Consider the following 20562-nt stretch of genomic DNA (forward strand, 5'->3'; position numbering starts at 1 on the left):
GCCGCCGCTCCAGTGCTTTTGTGCATTGCGCGGCCAAGGTTCGCCCCATATCCCCACTGCGGTACGATGCAGTCGCGTCAGATAGGGGCTTTGATACTGATGCCGGACTTCACCCGCCTAGCGCTTGTGGCCTCGCCCAGCGAGCGCGCCCAGGACGCCTATGATGGCCTGCTCAAGAGCCGAAGCTGGGTTCCTCTCGATCAGGCCGAGGCAGCCGTGGTGATCGGCGGCGATGGCTTCATGCTGCAGACCTTGCACCACATGCTCGATATCGATCACGTCGTGCCGGCCTTCGGGCTCAACCTTGGCACGGTCGGCTTCCTGATGAACAAGTACCGGTCGAGCCGCGGCATCGAAGAGCGGCTGGCGAAGGCCACCCAGATCTCGGTCTCGCCCTTGCGCATGACCGCCATAACCAATTCCGACGAAGAACATTCCGTCTGCGCGATCAATGAAGTCTCGATCCTGCGCGAAACCCGCCAGACCGCCAAGCTCGAGGTCAGCGTCAACGGCAAGGTGCGCATGCCCGAACTCGCCTGCGACGGCGTGCTCGTTGCCACGCCCGCCGGCTCCACCGCCTACAACCTGTCGGCCAATGGCCCGATCCTGCCATTGTCGTCCAGCATGCTGGCGCTCACGCCGATCAGCCCTTTCCGTCCCCGTCGCTGGCGCGGCGCGATTCTGCCCGACACTTACGAGATCGTGTTCAAGGCGCTCGAATCGGTGAAGCGGCCGGTGCTGGTCGTGGCCGACCAGAAGGAAGTGCGCGACGTGCGCGAAGTGCGCGTGAAGGCCTGGCCCGAACACCGCCTGACCCTGATGTTCGACCGCGGGCAGAGCCTCGAAGACCGCATCTTCGCCGAGCAATTCATGGTCTGAGCAAAAATCTCGAAACAGGTGCTTGCCAAACCGGAATCGCCTGTTATTAGCGCGCTCCTGCCCCGGGGAACTGGGGCTGCTCCCTGATAGCTCAGCGGTAGAGCTCTCGACTGTTAATCGAGCGGCCGTAGGTTCGAATCCTACTCAGGGAGCCATTTTCCTCCAGACAATTCAGCGGCATGGCTCACCCCTCCATCGGGGCGCCGGACGTGTGTCGGCTTTGCCTTTGCCTCAGTGGAAAGCGCCCAATCGGCCCTGCAGGATGGCATCGAGCACTGCGGGATGAAATGGTTCGACGAACCGCAGCCTGATCCGGAACGCTGCACTTTCCTCCACGATCGCCGCCCGTGATTCGAGACCCGTGAAAGTCAGCCAAACCATGGTGCCCGGGCTCGGATTCTCCAGGCATTCGATCTGCGCGTGCGTGCTGGTCAATTCGTGGGCGTTAACCTTGGCCCTGAAGATGCCGCGGCGATAGGCCGCCGGGATCGGGCTTTCAGGAACGGCCGGAGACCACGGAGAGCGGCGTGCCGTGCCGTTGTTCTCAAGCCACATTGCGCATCTCCGATCCTGTGTTTCCGACAGGATTGAGGACGGCCCGTTAACCGCAAAGTTCAGCCCGCAGGATCACCTGCGGGCCTTTACGTAGCGGAAATGAAAGCTGCACTTATCGCGAGGCTTGCGTCGCCATCGGTGCATTGCCGGTTACCAGCGGCTTAGCGCCGTCGCCCACGATGATGAATGCAGCCCAGTAGAATGGATGGGAAGTGTTCGGATCGTCCATCAGCTTTTCCTGAGCTCCCTCCAGAGCACTGGCGAGCTCCTGTCCGGGCTTTGAATCGATCACACCGCCGATCAGGCGCTTCGTGGCGTCGAAGTCGTCCGGCACCGGCCAGTGGCTGGCAATCACCGAACGCGCACCCGCGCCGACGAAAGCGCGCACCAGGCCGTCGAGCGCATAATTGCCGCCCGTGGTGACGCCTGCTTCCCGGCTGGCGGCAACCGTTGCCATCCCGGCCGTATCGCAGGCAGACAGGATCACAAGATCGGCATTCAGCTTCAGGTCGAAGATTTCCCGGAAGCTGAGCAAGCCATCGGAGCCCATGTCCCCGAAACTGGTCACCAGAGCCGGGCGTGCCGGACAATCCGCGCGCGGAGCCGTTACCAAGCCGTGCGTTGCAAAGTGCAGCACGCGATACTGATCGAGGTCACTTTCGCTCAGCAGGGCACTGTCGCTGAACTGCGCATCGGTCTTCACCGCGCTACCGCCAAGGCTGAGCTTCTTTTGCGCGAAGAACAGCTCGTCGGCAGAGATCGGGTTCTGCCACGTGGCCAGTGGCCAGTCGCACTCGTCCGCGACCGCTGCCATCGGCCGCTGCGCCGGCTTGGCATTATGCCCCAGCCCCAGATAATTGCGCGGCGCCCCGGAGGCTGCGAGCTTGCGAATGTCGAGAAATCCGCGTGGGCTCACCGCAATCGAAACCTCGCGGCCACGGCCCAGCCATTCAACCCCGGTAAAGTCGAAGGGATCGCCATCCGGGCTCTCCATTCGCTTCTTGTAGGCCTCGATGCCCTTGTCGCCGGTTACCAGAACCGTAGGCGGAAGCTGCAGCATCGCACCATCTGGTTCGAAGATCAGATGACGCGTGCCGGGCAGCAGATCCTCAACCTGTCCGAACACCGCCTTGTAGAGCGCGCGGGACTTGTCGAGGTCGAAGGGATAGTTGACCTGCTGGCCGTTCTCGACCTTCACGATCGTATCGCGAATGTCCTGAACCTGCTTGGCCAAGGCCGCTGGCGTCAGGCCAAGGTCCACGACGCGGGCATCGCCGCTCGTCGCAAACAGACCATAAGCGCGGTCCCCCACCAGCATCAGCTTGTAGTAGGATTCTCCGGGCTTGAGCGCGGCCTGCAGTTCCGCCAGTTCAACGCCACGCGGGGCCAGCACGTTGTAGCGAGGAAACGCCGCCAAGCGGCTCACCAGCGCCGTCTGATCCCGCCGCAACGAGGCAAGGTTGTCCTGCGCGGAAACCAGCTGCGCCTTCTGCGCTTCGTCAGGCATGGCGACCGCTGAAAGCTGTTCGACCAGAGCCTCGGTACGAGCGATATCGCGGGTGCGAACCAGCGACAGGCGGAACAGAGCCGCCGCCTCGTCATTGCCTTCGGACATCTGGCGCGCCAACACGGCCTGCGTCTGCGCAACGCCCGGACGCTGCAGAACTTGCGAGGCCGCGAAGGTCGCCTTGGCTGCGTCTGGTCCGTTGCTCTTTGCCAGCAACCCGAAATAGGGGCCAAGCAGATCGCGCAGTGACGTGCCGGCGTCAGGCACGGACAGGCTGTCCTCGACGACCTTGCCATAAAGTGCCAGGGCCCCGGCCTCATCGCCGCTGCGGCCAAGCCACGCCGCCTTCCGCGCCTGCGTCGCCAGCAAGGCAGGTGATTGCGGGAAGGATGCGCCGATCAGGGAAATTGCCCGGTCGAAAGCCGCACCGCTGTCCGCCTTGCGCCCCTGCGCTTCTGCCAGAAGGGCCAGTTCGATCTGGATTTCCGCACGCAGCCACCCGGCCGATGCCACGCGCCCTCCCCTGACCGCCTCGAGCCTGCGGCCAGCGCCTTCGAACCCCGCCACGGCTTCATCCAGCCGGCCTTGCACGCGCGCTGCCGTTGCCTTCAGGGCGTCGGCTTGCGCATCGAGGATCTCTGCGCGCTCGAGGTCTGTCAGGCCGGGATCGACCGCCCCCAGCCGCTTGAGCGACGAACTCTCGCGGTTGATCTGTTCAGCCAGCGGGGCATTGATCAACCCGGCCTGCAGGCTGGGCCGGTCATAGACGTCGCCAACTGCGGTCACGGGCGCGGCAAGTTCCTTCAACGCAGCCGTTGCCTTCCGCTGGTTGAGCCGGTTGATTGCGCGATAGTTGCGGATCAGGCGCTGCGTCACGCCATCGCCGCGCGAAAGTGCTCCCACGGCTTGTGAAAGCAGGCGATCAGCCGCCGTGAAGTTGCCAAGGTTCGATTGTTGCAGGCCCTGGTTGGCCAGGGCCTCTGCCAGCCCGGCCCCACCGGTAGAGCGATCGCGACTGGCCAGCGCCTCGAAAAACTCCGAGGATTCGGCAAAGCGACCGCCATTGTTGCGCAAATAGCCTTCGTCGCGCGCACCCAGACGGTCGAGTTGCCCCGCCTGCACGCGCGCGAAGGCCGCTGGATCGCTGACCTCCGTTGTCGCCACACGGATTTCGCCCAGCACCGGACTGTCACTGACAATGCTTGCAAGCGCCAGTCGCAGCGCCGGATCATAGCCAGCCAGCCCTTCGACGAAGAAGGTCGTCCCACCGCGCTTCACCGCATAGCGCTTGTACTCCACATTCGCGTTCTGGTCGCGGCAGTTCACTGCGCTGACCCGGCCCAGCGTTTCGATTGCAACGCTGCCCTCGCCTCCGCAGGCCAAGGTCACACCGGGAAGGCCGGTCGGCTCGCTGCCCATGGCAATGTCGCGCCTGACAGCGATGAGACTGCCCACTGCGCCAGCAGCGTCGCGACAGCTGACCCGGTAACCACGATCGAAGATCCCGCCCAGTCGCTTGTCCAGCGGAGCATTCTGCGCGGTGCAGGTGACACCGGAACTTCCGACGCGGAACGAGTTGCGGATCGAAAGCGGCTGCTGCCGTTCTGCCGCCTGCACCGGTGCCGCCACCGACGCCATGAGTGCCGCCACCATGGCGCTGCTGCGAATTGCCTTGATGCGCGCGTTCACTGGGCCTCTCCTTCCGCGCTGTTTTCGTTCACGATCGACCCGATCAGGGCCGGATTGCCACTGCCGGCCACCGGTTGTTCGATTTGCCCCACGGGATCGAGAGGCTTGCTGTCGATCAGCTGTGGTGGCGGAGCGATGGGGCTGGAGGCCGCATCTTCCCCTTCGGTCGCCCGCTCCTCCTGCTGTTGCTCTTCCTGCGCGGGATCATCGCTTTCCGCATCGGAAGTCGGCGCAGATGGTTCCTCGACAAAGGCCGGCGTGCTGCCCAGCGTTTCGGTAGAGATAATCGCGATCTGGCCCGAAATGGCCCCAATGGTGTCGGGGCCTTCCATGGCAGAAGCGCATGACGCCACAGAGAACAGGCAGCCGTTGATCTGACTGTCAGTCGTGAAAGGCGTGAAGTCGGCGTCGGGCGAATTGACGACAAGTCCGTGCGCCGCCGCTCCGGAAACGATCCCTCCGGGAGTCTGGAAAGCACCGTTGACGACAACCGAAATCGATCCGGCCGCAGCGCTTGCCGGCGCCGTCACATCCGTCAGGTCGGCGTCTGCAAGGAACCCTGCGGGATTGAGCGCCGTGCCGGTGTTCTGGATATAGAGCGTGCCGGTAGGATAAAGATCCAGCCCCAGACTGCGCAGCACCCCTTCCGGCCTTTGAACCGAAGCTGGCGCATTCAGTTCGGCTATCCGGCCTTCGTAGAGTGGGTCAGCCGCAAGCTTCTCGAGAATGCTTCCCGACGCCACGTGGATATGGTCTGCATTGATCTCCAGCACGCCCCCCAGCGGGGCAGTGGCGCCGGCCTGGCTGGCCGAGGTGAGGTTGATCGCCCCCGTTGAAGCATCAAGCTCGAAACGACCGGTGGTGAACTCAAGAATGTTCGACTGGGCAAAACCGGTGCCGGAAATCGTGCCGACCACACGGATCGCCCCGCCAGGCGTCTCGGTCAGAAGGTCGCCCGAGGCAAAGACGATCTTGCCGGCCGTGCCAGCCGCATTGGTCGACCCGATGGCGCCGCCCGCTACCAGCGAGACATTCCCGATCAGCATGTCGGTGGCATTGGCAGAGCGATCCACCGCAGCGATGAGCAACTCGCCGGTCGAGACAAGCCCGATCTCGGCATTGCTGAGCGCGTACCCGCCATTCGCCGTCAGCCCGTCCCCGATCAGCGCGGTTCTGGTCGAGTTGGAGATGAGATCGACAAAGCCGGTATCCGTCGTCTGGATCCCCGAAAGGATCGTCTGGCCGGTCGGAAGCGTCGCATTCCCGTTGTCGATGATCGAAATATCGCTGGAAACGATGCGCACCTGATTGGCCAACCAGCGCCGTCCAACGGTGACGGTGCCGACCGCTTCGATCTTGATATCACCAAACGCGCGCATGCCGGCGCCGAAGAAGTCACCATCGGTTGCAACGGCTATCCGGCCGGCAATCGCGGCATTGCCAATGGTCACATCGCTACCGGTGATGATCGGAGTTGCCGCAAAGATCGCCGCATAATCGATGCTTCCGGGCTGAGCCGTGACTGGGAGCATCGAGTTGTCAGCAATCAGCAGGCGCCCGACAGCGTTGGTGATCTGACCTGTTGCCGTGAAGATGGCCCCGGCCAGAACCGTCTGCACCGACACGGTACCGCCCGAAAGAAGCACCACATCCCTGCCCCTGACCGTGCCGAGATTGAGCGACGAGGTTCCGCTCGCGAGAATGTCACTTCCCGAAATAAGCGATGCCGCCGTTATCGACTGGCTTCGCGTGATCAGTTCGATGCGATCGGTCTGGGCCTGAAGGTTGCCAAAACTCATCGCCCCATTGGCCGTTATACCGATGCGCCCACCAGAAAACACGTTGGCGGTCGTCACACCGGTTCCAGCGGCGATCCGCAGCGAGCCGACGCTCGAGTTATTGGAAATCGTCACCGACCCGGACAGCGCCACTGGCGTCGCGCCGAACACCAGTTCCTTGTCGAACCCATTTGTCGTCTGCCCCAGCGCCTGCATCGACCGGTCAGCAATGAGCACGCGGTTGACGACATTGAGACCGCTCACGGAAACGTCGCCGACGGAACCGAGCAGGACATCATATCCAACTACGGTACCGGTGCTCAGGCCACCTCCGGACGCGACCCGGACGTCGCCACTCGAGGTCAGGTTGCCGGTGCTGACATTGCCGTCGGACGCGATCGAAATCAGGCCGCTCCCGCTGGCAGTTGGCGTACCCGAACCTGCCGAGAGTTGCCCCAGAGTTACGCTTCCGCCCGCTGCAAGTCTCAGAGAGTTGGAAAGCGACAGGTTGCCGGTTGTCAGATCGCCGCCCGCAGCGACCGTAAGGCTGCCGGAGCCGGATGCGTTGGTGATCTGGACCGGTCCTCCGGTCGCGACGGGTGCGGCTGCAAAGACGAGCTCCTTGTCGAACCCGTTCCCCGTCTGACCAAGCGTGGCCATCGAAGCGTTTGCGATCAGCGTGCGATTGATGACCGAAAGGCTGTCAACCGTGACACCAGAACCCGCCAGCAGAAGGGTGTCAAACGCGCGGACAAATCCCGTTGAAATGCTGCCAACGGCACTGATCCCAGCGTCCGAAGCGGCAAAGATCGAGCCTGTCTGGACGCTGCCCCCGGAAGTTATCCCGACCGAATAGAGATCGCCATTGCTGCCATTCGGCGTGCCCGTTCCGGCCGAGATATTGCCGGTCGTCACGCTGCCTGCCGACTGCACCGTAACGGACGTTCCCGCCACCATGTTGCCGGTCACGGTGACGCCCAGGGTCTCGAGATCGATAGAGTCGCTCGATGCCAGGTCGCCAAGACTGATGTCCCCGCCCGCCGTCACATCAATCGCGCCGACGGCGAACAAGGAACCCAGATCGATCCGTCCCAGTGCCTGCAGCGTGAGCGAGCCCTGAGTCGAAAGGTTGGCATAGCCAACGATGTCTTGGGCCGAAGAAAGGCTCAGCGAATTCGTGCCGGTCAAAGTCCCGACGCTTGCCGGAGCTGTCCCCGGAAGCACCCAGTTGCCTGCGTCAATCGCCACATTGGCGGCAGTCAAGGTGGACTGATCGAGCAGAATCGAGAAGGCGTTGGGCGTTGAAAAGAAAAGGCTGCCCGAAAGGTTCGCCGTCGAATTGGTCAACGAAACATAGTCTGCAAGCGCATTTGCAGCGACATTATCGGCAATAGCAACGAATGAAGCATTCGTGCCAGTGAAGCTGCCACCAACCATCTCCAGATCGATGGCGTCGCCGATGATGGTGCCAATTCCATTCGTCGCGCCCGCGCCGCCAGAGGCAATTGCACTGAAGTTCAAGTCGCCGGCACTAAGGCTGCCCGTTTGGCTTGGCTGCTGGAAACGGTTGGTAACCGCCAAGGCGACACCCGAAACCAGGTTGGTCGCGCTATTGTTACCTACCGTCGCGTTACCACCGGTACCTCCGGTTGCGCCGTCACCACCGTTGCCGCCTGTTCCATGGGCGTTGAAACTGCCGATGCCGGTGATGGTCACCTGGCTGCCGCGCACGAGCAAGGTCGATCCACCTGCTGCCCCAAGGCCACCATTGCCGCCCGTTCCGAACGAAAGATCACCCGCACCGCCGTCCCCGCCGCCGCCCGAAGCGCTGGTGAGCACAGAACCGAAGGTTGCCGATCCGGTGTTGATCGCCCCTGTATCAAGGCCACTGCTGGTTCCAAGCTGGACGCCACCGCCTGTGCCGTCTCCGCCTGCTCCGCCAGTCAGTCCATCACCGCCGCCGCCGCCGAAGCCACCGGCGGAGGCGTTGACGGAAGTGATCTGCAACTGGCCATTGCCTGCAGTGCCAAATATCAGAACCGTGCCGCCAGCAGCATCGCCACCGGCGCCACCATTGCCGGTCGGTGACGACGCCAAACCGCCGAAGCCCCCGAATGCCGACGAATCCGCATTGAGATTGCTGATGGTGACGGAACTTGCGCCTTCGAGCGCGCTGTTGGCGAACACCTCGATTTCGCCACCTTGCGCAGCGCCGCCCGCTCCGCCGAACTGGCCGAAGCCGCCGAATCCGTCAACTGTTGCGAATGTCTGGCCGAGGGCAAGCGTTCCCTGCCTTGCCGAGATGCCCACAAAACCGCCGGTACCGATGCCACCTGCAAAACTGTCGCCACCGGTGCCTTCCGACGTGACGAACGTGAATCCGCCGATGTCGATGCTGCCGTTGTTGCCAATGGCGTCAGGCGTACCGACCGTAAGCAAAGCAGTGCCGCCAGCGCCTGCACCGCCAAGGCCGCTAGGTCCGTTGAGGAACCCGGCACCACCAAAGCCGCTCGCTTCGATCGTTGCCCCTCCTGCAATGGTTATGGTGCCGCCATCGCTGTAGAGGCGGCTGGTGCCACCCGTTCCGATACCACCGTTGGCTCCAACATCCCGGCCATCGCCACCCGTGCCGTCCGAGTAGATTGCCAGCGTGCCCGAGATCGTGGCAGTGCTCGTCCCCGAGGCAATGAAGGATGCGTTGCCACCCGTGCCATTGCCACCGCCGAGGGACGTGAACTGATCGCCGCCCTCGCCCGTTACCGAAATCGTCACATCGTCGGCAGCGAAGGACAGACCCGATCCAAGCCGGGCGACGACGTTACCGCCCGCTCCATCGCCACCTGCCGCACCGTACGATCCGCCACCGCTGCCGAACGCTGAAAGATTGAGGCCTCCGGTGAACGATACTGCGTTGTCGCTGGTCGCGCCGTTCGAGACCAGATTGATGGAGCCGCCCACTGCGGCTCCGCCAGCGGCGCTGCAAGTGATGCCGCAACTTCCGCTGTTGCCGCCGGTGGCATCAGCAAGCGCATTGAACCCATCAGTGGACGAGAGGAGACTGCCGCCACGGTCGAACAACAGGTTGATCGTCCCCCCTGTCGCAGAGCCGCCACTGCCGCCAGCACCCGGCGTCGGGCCTTCGCCCCCGTTTCCGCCTGCGCCGCCAAGCGCCCCCGCGTTGAGGACGGCAAAACCGAGATCGTAGCCACCTGCTCCACTTCCGCCTGAAGCTGCGACGGAATTGAGATTGATCTGTCCGCCAAGCGCAGCGCCGCCGTTTCCACCGCTATCGCCGTTGGGAGAATTCATCGTCCCCAAAGCGCCGCTGCCGCCAACGCCGGACGCATTAGCAAAGATCTGGCTGGTACTGATCAAGCCACCATCGACAGCCGCATTCAGATTGATCGTGCCACCCTGCCCAAGGCCACCGTCACCGCCGGGGTTTCCGATCGTGGGGGCAGTTCCCCCCGCTCCGCCACGGCCGACGGTGCTGATCGAGATTGACGGCGCTGAAACAAGAGTAGGGGCAGTCAGCGCCGCATTGGCATTGACGGTGATCGTTCCGCCGCGTCCGGCTCCACCGGTTCCGCCAGCCCTGCTCGTGCTGCCGAACCCTTCGGAAAACAGGTTCAAGCCATCAAAGGAATCGACCGTAGAGCTTCCGGCCGTGAAGCTGATGGTTCCACCTTGCCCCACGGCGCTGGACTGGCCACCACCGGCAAACCCGGTTGCCTCGAAGGAGACGCTGCCGGTCTGGCTGAGGTGGACCGTGCTGCGGTTGGCATTGAACGTGATCGTCCCGCCTGTCGCCCCGCCAGCACTGCCACCGGAACCGAAGCTGGTATCGTCGCCGCCCGATCCGATCGCGCCGATATAAGAGATGCCATTGGTCACGAAACTGGCGTCAGAGATCGCAATATCGACCACGCCACCCTGACCGGAACCGGCAAACGTCCCGCCACCGCCGTAACCTTCGGCGACAAACGAGAACGCAGCACCGCCGGACAACTGTCCACCCGTCATGACAATCTGCGCAGTACCGCCAGTGCCCGAGCCGCCCGCTCCCGTCCCATCTGACGCATCACCGCCGCGCCCTGTGGCCGCAACGGAGATATCCCCGCTCGCCGCAAGTACCCCTCCGGGCGACACGCGCAGCCGAGCAAGGCCACCGGTTCCATCCCCAGACGGTCCGAAGCCAAACTGAGTGCCACCGCTGCCATTGGCAGACACGAACAGGTCGGTAGTCTGCACAGTGCCGCCGTTGGCGAAGACATCGACAGTACCACCGGTCGCATCGCCTGCGTCGGCTGTGTCCCCGGTTACAGCGCCGGTCGCGTTCGCGGTGAGGGAGATACCCGCAGACGCTGAAAGAGTCGCCCCGTTGCGCGCCTCGGCGGTGACAAACCCGCCCGTTACCGGCGATGCCAGGCCTGTGGCGGAGGCGCCCGAAGCAGCTGCCGTTACGTCGAGCAGGTCCGTGATCGTTATGCTTGTGGTGTTGGCAAACAGATTGACCGAACCGCCGGTTGCACTGCCCGACGATCCAACCGATCCGAAGCCATTGCCGCCGAAAGCCGAAGCGTCGAGACGTGCCTGCCCGTTGATGACTACACCGGGTCCGCTGGTTGCGCTGGTGGAGAGCGAAACATTGCCGCCAAGCGCCGAACCCCCGGCAGTCGTACCATCTCCCGCGATCGCGTTTGCAAATCCACTGATGGCGTGAAGCGACAGTGACGCGGTATCGAGTGCAAAAACGCTGATCTGGCCACCCGTGGCGTTGCCGCCAGAGACATTCGCCGAACTGCCGGCCTGCGCTTGGGCCGTGAGGTTCGACGAGCCGCCAATCGCAATCGCAGAATCGCCATTGGCGCGGATTGCCGCAAGCCCGCCAAAAGCGCTGCCGCCATCAAGGGTGCAGGTGACGCAGCCATTGCCGTCGTATCCCCGGCCCGAGGCGTCAAGTAGCGCTGCCCCCTGGATGTTGACTTGCGATCCGCCAGTCCTGGTTGAAAGGATCCATGCGGTGCCGCCCGTCCCTGTACCGGCACCGGTATTGACGCTCTGCGTCTGTCCGCCAAAGCCGATGGCATCGAGTTGCACATCGCCGCTGATGGTGATGGCACCGCCGTTGTTGGACTGGACTTTTGCGAATCCGCCCTGCCCATTCCCGGCGCTGGTACCGGGGGAGATCGCTGCAGCACCATAGCCATTGGCGCTGAGGTGAACGTCACCCGCGACGTCGATGGTGCCGCCATCGGTGGCGTAGAGTTCCGCCTGACCGCCAACAGCCGCTACCGCAGGATTGCCCGAACTGCGGTCCGCATAGAACTCGACATTGGCGGCGAAGTTTACCTGTCCCCCCGCATTCGCGAATATGCTGACATCGCCACCGCTCGAACTGACGAAGACATTCGAGGCGAAGTTCAGACCCGCGCTCGTGCCCGATCCGAGCTGAAACTGCCCAGTCAGACGGGCTTCGAGGTTCGACGTGACATCAGCATCCCCGCCCGAGATGCCTGCCAGCCCGGTCCCGCCTCCGCTCGACGCGAAATTCTGTGCGCTGCCGCCGACCACGTTATTGCCGGCAGACAGCACGATCGTATTGCCGCTGACATCGGCAGCCCCCGCGATGTCAAAGCCCAGCGAACTGCCGGCGCCGATTGCCATCGTGATCGCATCGTTCTTCGGAACGGCAACCATGTAGATGCGATGGAGAAACGACGGGTCCGTCGCCGCAGGGCCGGTGATGGTCCCGTTGTTCGCTGCGACAGTACCGGTTGCGCTTGTGCCGGAATCGACCTGAATGTCGAACAGGCCGCTCGGCGAGAAGGTGATCGTCGCAGCATCGGCCGCAACAAGTGCTGCCGAACCATTGACGGTAATCGTGCCGTTGTTGACCACCGATGGCGCGACCATGGCGATGTATGAGCCGTCGGTCGTTGCGCCAAGCTGCGCCCCGGCGCTTACGACGATCTGGGAACCGGCCACGCTGGCTGGCTGGAAGACATAGGCGCCGCTGGTGTCGAAACTGCCGTCGGTCGTATTGTAATTGAGGTCGGAGGTGGTCAGCACCAGATTGCCGACATCGAACACCGATGATGCACCGATCAGGATGCCGCCGGGGCTGTAGAAGAACACCGTCCCGCCTGCAGCAGAGCCACCCGCCGCTGATTGAAGACGCGAAACGACCGTACCATCGAACTGGATCGGCCGCGTCGAGCCGGACGGGATGATGCGGTTGAGCACCGCAAAGTCGCTGTTCGATGCAGGGTTGTTGCTGAATGTCGCCGTTGTGCCGGCCGACTGGAATATGATCGGCCCGCCTGTGGTTGCGGTATCGGTCGGCGTCCAGTTGATGACGGCGCTGGGGCTGGACACGACGATATCCGTCGTGCCCGAACCCTGGTTGATCGAGACAGAGCCGAACGTCGAGGTCGGTGTCGCCTGGAACGATTGCGCCTGAACGGCAGAGCCCGATGCAGCAAGAGCGGCAGCAAGCGCAATGCCGGATGCCGAAAGCAGTTGCTTGCGGGGAGCCTTTACAAGAGCGCGCATCAGAAGTTCCTCCACGGCAGCAGTCGCGTGGTCAAAGTCATGAGAAAGCGGGGTTTTGAACGGCTGGCCTGCAGCCCGACCTTCTCAAGCGGCACGGCCAGCGTCGCCTCCAGACGGAAGCGGGAGCCGATGTCTGACCGGAACCCGCCACCGGCAGAGGTCAGGCGATCTGATCCGGATATACCCTTGTTCCAGACCCACGCGGCATCGGCGAAGACGAACGGCTGAACGCGGATTTCCCGGCTGCTGCCGATCGGCAGGCGCGGCCCCCTGAGTTCCGCCGTGGTGCCGACGGCGCTGTCCCCGATCAGCTCGCCAGGATCGAAGCCGCGACCGATCGTGAAATTGCCGGTCGAGAATTCCTCGAACGCAAACAGCGGCTTGAAAGCGTATTGGGCACGAGGGGCGAGCAGGAAGGACAGCTTGCCAAACGCGCGCTCGTATTCGCCCTGCCAGCGCACGACCGTTGCGGTTGGCGAGGCGTCGGCACGGCTGGCGGGTAGTGCCGTGGCGCAGGCAGCGCCCGCGCATGGCCGCGTTGCATCAAGGATGGCGAGGCCCTGGCGCGCTTCAAACGAAGACGCGAGCCGCCATTTCGGCTGGGTGTGGGACGTGTCGACGGCGTCCACGTCCAGTCGCCCCCATGCCACGCGGATCTTGTCCTGCGTGAGTAGCACGATCAGGTCGACGTCCTGGTTTACCAGATCGAAGCCCCCGCTGAGCCAGATGTTTCGGGCAAGCGAGCGCTGGAGAGGGTAGCGGGCATGGAGGCTGGCGTAGAGCGTTCGCGCATCGAGCGAGACATTGGCCGGAAGCCCCGGAACATCGGGTTTGGTCCAGGCATAGGTGAACTGACCGCCAACCACCAACCCACGAGAACCGGGGCGGAATTCGTGACTGCCCTGCAGGATATGCTGCTCTGAAAAATCCGACGTCGCATAGTAGGACAGCGTCGTGACATCGCCCATGCCCGTCAGCCCGTAGAACTGGCCGCGAAGCTGTCCGCCGAACCGACCGGTGGCTTCGGACGAAAGGTTCTGGATCGTCAGGTCGAGAGCATAGGGTTCGCGCAATACGCTGACTTCGGCCACGAGATCGCCCGCGCCAGTGCCGGCGGGCTTGAGCGTCAGCTGAACGTTGTACCCCGGCAGATCGCGGGCAAGCAGAAGATAGCGTTCGGCGCGGCGCTGATTGAACACTTCCTCGCCGGTCAACGCGCCCAGATACTGCTGCAGCTTCTTCTCGGCTCCTTCCGTCTCACCACGGGCCCTGACAGTGGTGATCCGGGCGTAGATCACTTCCATCCGAACCTGGCCGTTCTCGATCTTCTGGGTCGGCACCTGAACGGCGGCAAGGTAGCCCTTGTTGCGCAGCATGGTTCCGGCAGCGTCGCGGATCTGGCACAGGACAGAGACCGGCTGCGGCGTCCCCGCAAGCGGCTTCCACGTTTCGGAAAGCTCGTCCGGTGCGATCTCCTTCAGGTTGTTGAAGGTCACTTCGCTCAAGGTGACCTTGATGTCCGCATATTGCGCGTCTTCGAGCGGACAGGGCGAACGCTCGATCTCGTTCCTGACGGAAAGGCGCGGTGCAGATTCGGGAGGCCGCCCGGTAATACCGCGAAGTTCATCTCGCGATGGCGGAGTGGTGACTTGGCCGGGTGCCGATTGCGCGAGCGCCGGAAATGGAGTGGATGCCATCGCTGCCAAGGCAAGAATGCCTCCGCCAGCCAGCAAGCCCCGCTTGCGCATCTCCCTGAACGTCATGCTGTAAGTGCCCCCGTCGGATAACTCGTCGACGCGGCCCGTTCTGTTCTGTTTATCGCTAGTTCATGTTTAGCAACAAATGCGGATCGTGCAATCGCCGAGGACCGGCGATTGCACAATAACATTTGTTTCAAGCATTTGAATCAAATCGACTTGACCGAGGTAGCCTCGGTCAAGTCCGAAGGCTGCGGTCAGGCCGCAACGCCGTGGCAGTGCTTGTACTTCTGGCCCGAGCCACATGGGCAGGGCGCATTGCGGCTGATCCCTTGGCCGGCATAGGGATCCACCGCCGACGACCCGAGGGTCAGCCCGCCGCCCGCTTGTGGCGGCAGCGCACCGAACATCGCCGGCGCAGGCGCCAGCGGGGCCGCGTCGTTCTCCCCCGTGAAGGGATCGATATGGCTGGTCAGGAAGTCCGGCAGTTCGGGAAGCTGGAATTCCTCGGACGGACGGAGGCGGATCTCGCTGGTGGTGAGAATCCGGGTTACGTCCTCGCGGATGGCGTCGAGCATCTTCTCGAACAGGCCGAAGGCTTCCTGCTTGTACTCGTTGATCGGCGTCTTCTGTGCGTAAGCGCGCAGGAAGACGACCTGCCGCAGCGCATCGAGCGTTGCAAGGTGCTCCTTCCAGTGGTGGTCGAGCCGCTCGAGCAGGATCGACTTCTCGAGGCTGCGCCACGCTGTGGGATCGATCTCGGCGATCTTGCGGTCCATATGCTCGTCGGCAAGCGTCTGGATACGCTCCTCGATGGTATCCGGCTCGATCGCCTCTTCCTGCATCCAGTCCTCGATCGGGATCTCAAGCCCGATCACGTCCCGCACGCGGGCCTTGAGGCCTTCCACGTCCCACTGTTCCGGGTAAGAACCCGGAGGGCAGGCATCGCCGACGATGGCATTGACCGAGTCATGCCGCATGTCGGTGACGACATCGCCCACGGCTTCGGCGTCCATGATGTCGGCGCGCTGCTCGTAGATGACCTTGCGCTGGTCGTTCATCACGTCGTCATATTCGACGACCTGCTTGCGGATGTCGTAGTTGCGCGCCTCGACCTTCTTCTGCGCAGTCTCGATCGCCTTCGACAGCCACTTCGAACCGATCGCCTCGCCATCGGCAAGATTGTTGTTCATCATCTTGGCGAACAGCGTGTCGGGGCCGAAGATGCGCAGCAGATCGTCCTCAAGGCAGAGGTAGAACTTGCTCATGCCCGGGTCACCCTGACGCCCCGAACGACCGCGCAGCTGGTTATCGATGCGGCGGCTTTCGTGGCGTTCGGTGCCGATCACGCAAAGGCCGCCAGCGGCAAGCACCTTGGCCTTCTCCTCGGCCACTTCGGCCTTGATCCGGGCAATCCCGGCATCGCGCTCCGGGCCTTCCGGCAGATCGCGCAACTCGTCTTCGATGCGAAACTCGACATTGCCGCCAAGCTGGATGTCGGTGCCGCGGCCCGCCATGTTGGTGGCAATCGTCACCGCGCCAAGACGGCCCGCCTGCGCCACGATGTGCGCCTCCATCTCGTGGAAGCGGGCGTTCAGGACGTTGTGCTTCACGCCTTCCTTGGTCAGGAACTCGGACAGCAGCTCCGACTTTTCGATCGATACGGTGCCGACCAGCACCGGCTGCCCGTTCTCGTACTTGTCGCGGATCAGCTTTGCGATGGCCGCGAACTTGTCCATCGTGTTCTTGTAGAACTCGTCCTCGTCGTCGATGCGCTGCACCGGCACGTTGGTCGGGATCGAGACGACGTTCATCTTGTAGATGTCGAAGAATTCCGGCGCTTCGGTGGCAGCCGTGCCGGTCATGCCCGAAATCTTCGGGTACATGCGGAAGTAGTTCTGGAACGTGATCGAGGCCATCGTCTGGTTCTCGGGCTCGATCCGCACGCCTTCCTTGGCCTCTACCGCCTGGTGCAGGCCGTTCGACCAGCGCCGACCGTCCATCATGCGGCCGGTGAACTCGTCGATGATCACGACCTTGTCGTCCTTGACGATATAGTCGATGTCGCGCTTGAACATGACGTTTGCCTTGAGCGCCTGGTCAAGGTGATGGACCACCATCGTGTTCTCGACGTCATAGAGGTTCGAACCGACCAGCAGCCCTGCTTCCTCGAACGCGCGTTCGACCCACTCGACGCCATCTTCGGTCAGCGTGATGTTCTTGGTCTTCTCGTCGGCCTCGTAGAGATCGGGCTGGATCTGCTTCACGATGGCATCGACCGAGATGTAGAGATCGCTCTTGTCGTCGGTCGGCCCCGAAATGATCAGCGGCGTGCGCGCCTCGTCGATCAGGATCGAGTCCACTTCGTCGACGATCGCGAAGTTGAACGGACGGTGCACCATCTGCGTCCGCTCGTGCTTCATGTTGTCGCGCAGGTAATCGAACCCGAGTTCGTTGTTCGTCGCGTAAGTGATGTCGGAGTTGTAGGCCTCGCGGCGCTGCTCCTCGTTGAGGTTCGGCACGATTACGCCAACCGTCAGCCCGAGGAACTTGTAGAGCACGCCCATCGTCTCGGCGTCGCGCCGCGCGAGGTAGTCGTTCACGGTAACGACGTGAACGCCCTTGCCCTCAAGCGCATTCAGATAGACCGCGAGTGTTGCGACGAGGGTCTTGCCTTCGCCAGTGCGCATCTCGGCGATCTCGCCGCGGTGGAGCACGATGCCGCCGATCATCTGCACGTCGAAGTGACGCATGCCGAGCGTGCGAACCGATGCCTCGCGGACCGTGGCAAAGGCTTCGGGCAGGATGTCGTCGAGCGTCTTGCCCTCGGCCAGCATCTGGCGGAACTTCGGCGTCTGGGCGGCCAGTTCCTCGTCCGACAGAGCCTGAACATGCGGTTCAAACGCTGCGATCTGGCGGACAGTCTTGTCGAGGGACTTGACGTAACGGTCGTTGGACGAGCCGAACAGGGCCTTTGCAATGGAGCCGAACATGGGCGGATTTTCCTGTTGAATCTGTGATTTAGATGGCCGTGCGCGTCATCGGCGCGCAGCGTCGGGCAGTATTCGTGCCGGTAAGGGTATGCTGTCCGTGGCGCTATTCGCGCGCGCGGTCAGTCAGTTCAATGCCGCAAGGCCGGATCAGTGCCGGGGCGGGCAGCCACACCGTCTTGCGGCGGGCATTCGTGCGCTTTTGCGGAACTGCGCCACCGCGAGCCGCGCAGCGCTGCTGGCGCTGCTCGACAGAGGTTGTAGCGCCAGTCGCCATGCCCGCTTCGGCCACTTCCGTGCGCGAGACGGCAAGCGCCACCTCGGGCAAGGAGAGCCCCGTAATCAGGGCCAGAAGGGCAAGCAGCATGCGCATTGCCGCAACAGATAGGCATTCTGTCGCGGTTCGTCCATCTTGAAAACGAACCCTTTTGCCGCAAGCCCTGCCAAGGCCAGTGTGCGGTTGAACCGCAGGCCCCGGCGCGCTAGGCGCTTGCGCCATGTCCGACGCCGTTTCCCCGCTCGCCTCGCCCTTCCCCGCCCTGCCGCACATTGCAGGCGTCACTCCGCGCGTCGCGCGCGCCGGGTACAAGGACTGGGGCCGCTGCGACCTTACTTACGTCGAACTGGACGAGGACACGGCGGTTGCCGGCGTGTTCACGCGCAACGTCTGCTGCTCGTCGGAAGTGGAACTCGGTCGCCAGAACGTGCAGCAGGGCCGCGCCCGGGCACTGGTGGTGAACGCCGGGAATTCCAATGCTTTCACCGGCTATCGCGGGCGCGAGGCGGTCGAACAGATCATGGCACAAGTGGCCGAACATCTCCGCTGCCCCAAGGAAGAGGTTTTCGTTTCCTCAACCGGCGTCATCGGCGTGCCCCTGCCCAAGGACAAGGCGCACGCGGGCATCGAAGCCGCGTTGCAGGCCGAAACTTGCACATGGGAGGACGCCGCCCGCACCATCGGCACCACCGATACCTTTGCCAAGGGCGCGACTGCTTCGGCGATGATCGGCAAGACCCGCGTGACGTTCAGCGCCATCATCAAGGGCAGCGGCATGATCGCGCCCGACATGGCGACCATGCTCGGCTACATCTTCACCGACGCCGCCGTCAGTCCGGCATTCCTGCAGGAGTGCCTCTCTGCCGCCAACCGCCGGACCTTCTCCTGCATCACCGTCGACAGCGACACTTCCACCAGCGACACCGTCCTCGCCTTCGCCACCGGCAAGGCCGGGAACGCCGAACTGACTGGCTTCGACAGCCCCGGCGCCGATGCCTTTGCCGCCGCGCTCGAACAGGTCTGCCGTGAACTCTCGCAGCTCGTCGTCAAGGATGGCGAAGGCGCGCAGAAGTTCATCGCCGTGTCCGTAACCGGCGCTGTGTCGGACGAAAGCGCCCGCAAGGTCGGCCTTGCCATCGCCAATTCGCCGCTGGTCAAGACCGCCATCGCCGGTGAAGACGCCAACTGGGGCCGCGTCGTGATGGCCGTGGGCAAGGCTGGCGAACCAGCCGACCGCGATCGCCTGTCCATCGGCTTCGGCGGCATCTGGGCGGCGCGCGATGGGCAACCGCTGGCAGACTATGACGAAGCTCCAGTCGCGGCGCACCTGAAGGGTCGCGAGATTTCCATCGAGGTCGATCTCGGCCTGGGTGAAGGCTCGGCCACCGTGTGGACTTGCGATCTGACCCACGGCTACATCTCGATCAATGCGGATTACCGGTCTTGAGCCGCGCGCTTGATGCCGCTGTTGCCGCACTGATGCGGGAGACGGCGGAAAAAACGCTGCTCAAGCACTATCAGCGGCTCGGCGCGGACGAGGTCAGCAACAAGGCCGCGGACGACGTCGTCACCATTGCCGACACGGAAAGCGAGATCATGCTGGCGGAAGGGCTGGCGAAGATCCTGCCGGAGGCGGCGATCGTCGGCGAAGAGGCTGCCCATGCCGATCCCGCCATTTTCGAGCGCCTGTCCGACAAGCTGTGCTGGATCATCGACCCGCTCGACGGCACCAACAATTATGCGGTCGGCAAGCCGCCGTTCGGCATCCTGATTGCTCTTGCGCAGGGCGGGGAGACAGTCGCAGGCTGGATCTACGACCCGCTCTCGGGCCGTCTGTGCACCGCGCATCGCGGCCAGGGCGCCTGGGTCAACGGCGAGAAGCTCTCCGCACAGGGCAGCGGTAACGACACCCCAATTGCCGCGATCTCGCTGGTTTTCGTCGACAAGAGCAAGCGGGCGTCACTGATGGAGCATATCGCTCCGCACTACACGCTGGTCGACATCCCCCGCTGCGCCGCCGAGCAGTACCCCCGCATTGCGCTGGGCCAGAACGACGTCTCCCTCTTCGAAAAGACGCTGGCGTGGGACCACGCCGCAGGCGTGCTGTTCCTGAACGAGGCTGGTGGCAGGGCGGCACGACCTGACGGTTCAGCCTACCGCGTCGATCGCCATCTTGAGCCGGGCCTGATCGGCGCTGCCAGCCCCAGGCTGTTCGACGAATTGGCCGAGCGTCTTTCGCGCATGCCGGCCTGATACAAGAACCCCCGCTTTCGCGGGGGCAATTGCTTCGAAATCAGAGAACGCTCTCGAGCCAACCCTTGATCTGGCTCTTGGGCGCCGCCCCCAGCTTCTGGGCAACCGGCTGACCGTCCTTGAACAGGATCAGCAGCGGGATCGACTGGACGCCGAACTGGCTGGCGATGTCGGTGTTCTCCATGATGTCGACCTTGGCGATCTCGACCTTGTCGGCCAGCTCTTCCGAGATCTCTTCGAGTGCGGGGGCGATCATCTTGCACGGACCACACCAATCCGCCCAGAAGTCGACGAGGACAGGCTTGCTGCTGCCCAGAACTTCGGAGGCAAAAGTGGCGTCGGAAACGGCCTTGGTCGACATTGCGTGAAACTCCTGTGTGGT

10 protein-coding genes and 1 tRNA gene are annotated in these 20562 nt (G+C 63.4%); 4 read left to right on the forward strand and 7 right to left on the reverse strand.

Annotation, left to right across the window (positions count from 1 at the left end; genetic code table 11):
- Window positions 1–99 precede the first annotated feature (99 nt).
- On the forward strand, window positions 100–879 hold the full coding sequence (locus ACZ1JY_RS03255) for an NAD kinase (RefSeq protein ID WP_465130341.1): 780 nt from the start codon (window positions 100–102) through the stop codon (window positions 877–879).
- A gap of 80 nt (window positions 880–959) precedes the next feature.
- Window positions 960–1034 (forward strand) — tRNA-Asn (locus tag ACZ1JY_RS03260).
- Window positions 1035–1110: 76 nt separating this feature from the next.
- Here ACZ1JY_RS03260 and ACZ1JY_RS03265 read toward each other — a convergent pair.
- The 6 genes from ACZ1JY_RS03265 to ACZ1JY_RS03290 all read right to left on the reverse strand — a co-directional run bounded on the left by ACZ1JY_RS03265 (window position 1111) and on the right by ACZ1JY_RS03290 (window position 18023).
- On the reverse strand, window positions 1111–1434 hold the full coding sequence (locus ACZ1JY_RS03265) for a hypothetical protein (protein WP_118073800.1): 324 nt from the start codon (window positions 1432–1434) through the stop codon (window positions 1111–1113).
- A gap of 112 nt (window positions 1435–1546) precedes the next feature.
- Window positions 1547–4630, reverse strand: a complete 3084-nt coding sequence (locus ACZ1JY_RS03270; protein WP_465130342.1) for a CHAT domain-containing protein — start codon at window positions 4628–4630, stop codon at window positions 1547–1549.
- Window positions 4627–12963, reverse strand: a complete 8337-nt coding sequence (locus ACZ1JY_RS03275; protein ID WP_465130343.1) for a hypothetical protein — start codon at window positions 12961–12963, stop codon at window positions 4627–4629. The genes ACZ1JY_RS03270 and ACZ1JY_RS03275 overlap by 4 nt, the downstream gene beginning before the upstream one ends.
- A complete protein-coding gene (locus ACZ1JY_RS03280) occupies window positions 12963–14660 on the reverse strand; it encodes a ShlB/FhaC/HecB family hemolysin secretion/activation protein (RefSeq protein ID WP_465130344.1) in 1698 nt (565 codons plus the stop codon). Before ACZ1JY_RS03280 ends, ACZ1JY_RS03275 begins: the two co-directional genes overlap by 1 nt.
- A 257-nt stretch (window positions 14661–14917) precedes the next feature.
- Window positions 14918–17653, reverse strand: a complete 2736-nt coding sequence (secA, locus tag ACZ1JY_RS03285) for a preprotein translocase subunit SecA (protein ID WP_168903383.1) — start codon at window positions 17651–17653, stop codon at window positions 14918–14920.
- Between the two features lie 103 nt (window positions 17654–17756).
- The gene (locus ACZ1JY_RS03290; protein WP_118073793.1) at window positions 17757–18023 is read right to left on the reverse strand and encodes a hypothetical protein; all 267 of its coding nucleotides are present in this window, start codon (window positions 18021–18023) and stop codon (window positions 17757–17759) included.
- A 124-nt stretch (window positions 18024–18147) separates the two neighbouring features.
- Between ACZ1JY_RS03290 and argJ the strand changes: the two genes are divergently transcribed.
- Together argJ and ACZ1JY_RS03300 are read left to right on the forward strand one after the other, a co-directional pair.
- Window positions 18148–19374 (forward strand): bifunctional glutamate N-acetyltransferase/amino-acid acetyltransferase ArgJ, encoded by a 1227-nt coding sequence (gene argJ, locus ACZ1JY_RS03295; RefSeq protein WP_465130345.1) that lies wholly within the window; start codon window positions 18148–18150, stop codon window positions 19372–19374.
- Between the two features lie 32 nt (window positions 19375–19406).
- Entirely contained in the window at window positions 19407–20180 is a 774-nt protein-coding gene (locus tag ACZ1JY_RS03300; protein WP_465130945.1) for an inositol monophosphatase family protein, read from the forward strand.
- Window positions 20181–20220: 40 nt separating this feature from the next.
- Here ACZ1JY_RS03300 and trxA read toward each other — a convergent pair whose 3' ends face one another.
- Window positions 20221–20541 (reverse strand): thioredoxin, encoded by a 321-nt coding sequence (gene trxA / locus ACZ1JY_RS03305; protein ID WP_118073791.1) that lies wholly within the window; start codon window positions 20539–20541, stop codon window positions 20221–20223.
- Window positions 20542–20562: the final 21 nt, after the last annotated feature.

It is taken from the genome of Novosphingobium sp. BL-A-41-Hi4B-X5A (assembly GCF_055521705.1).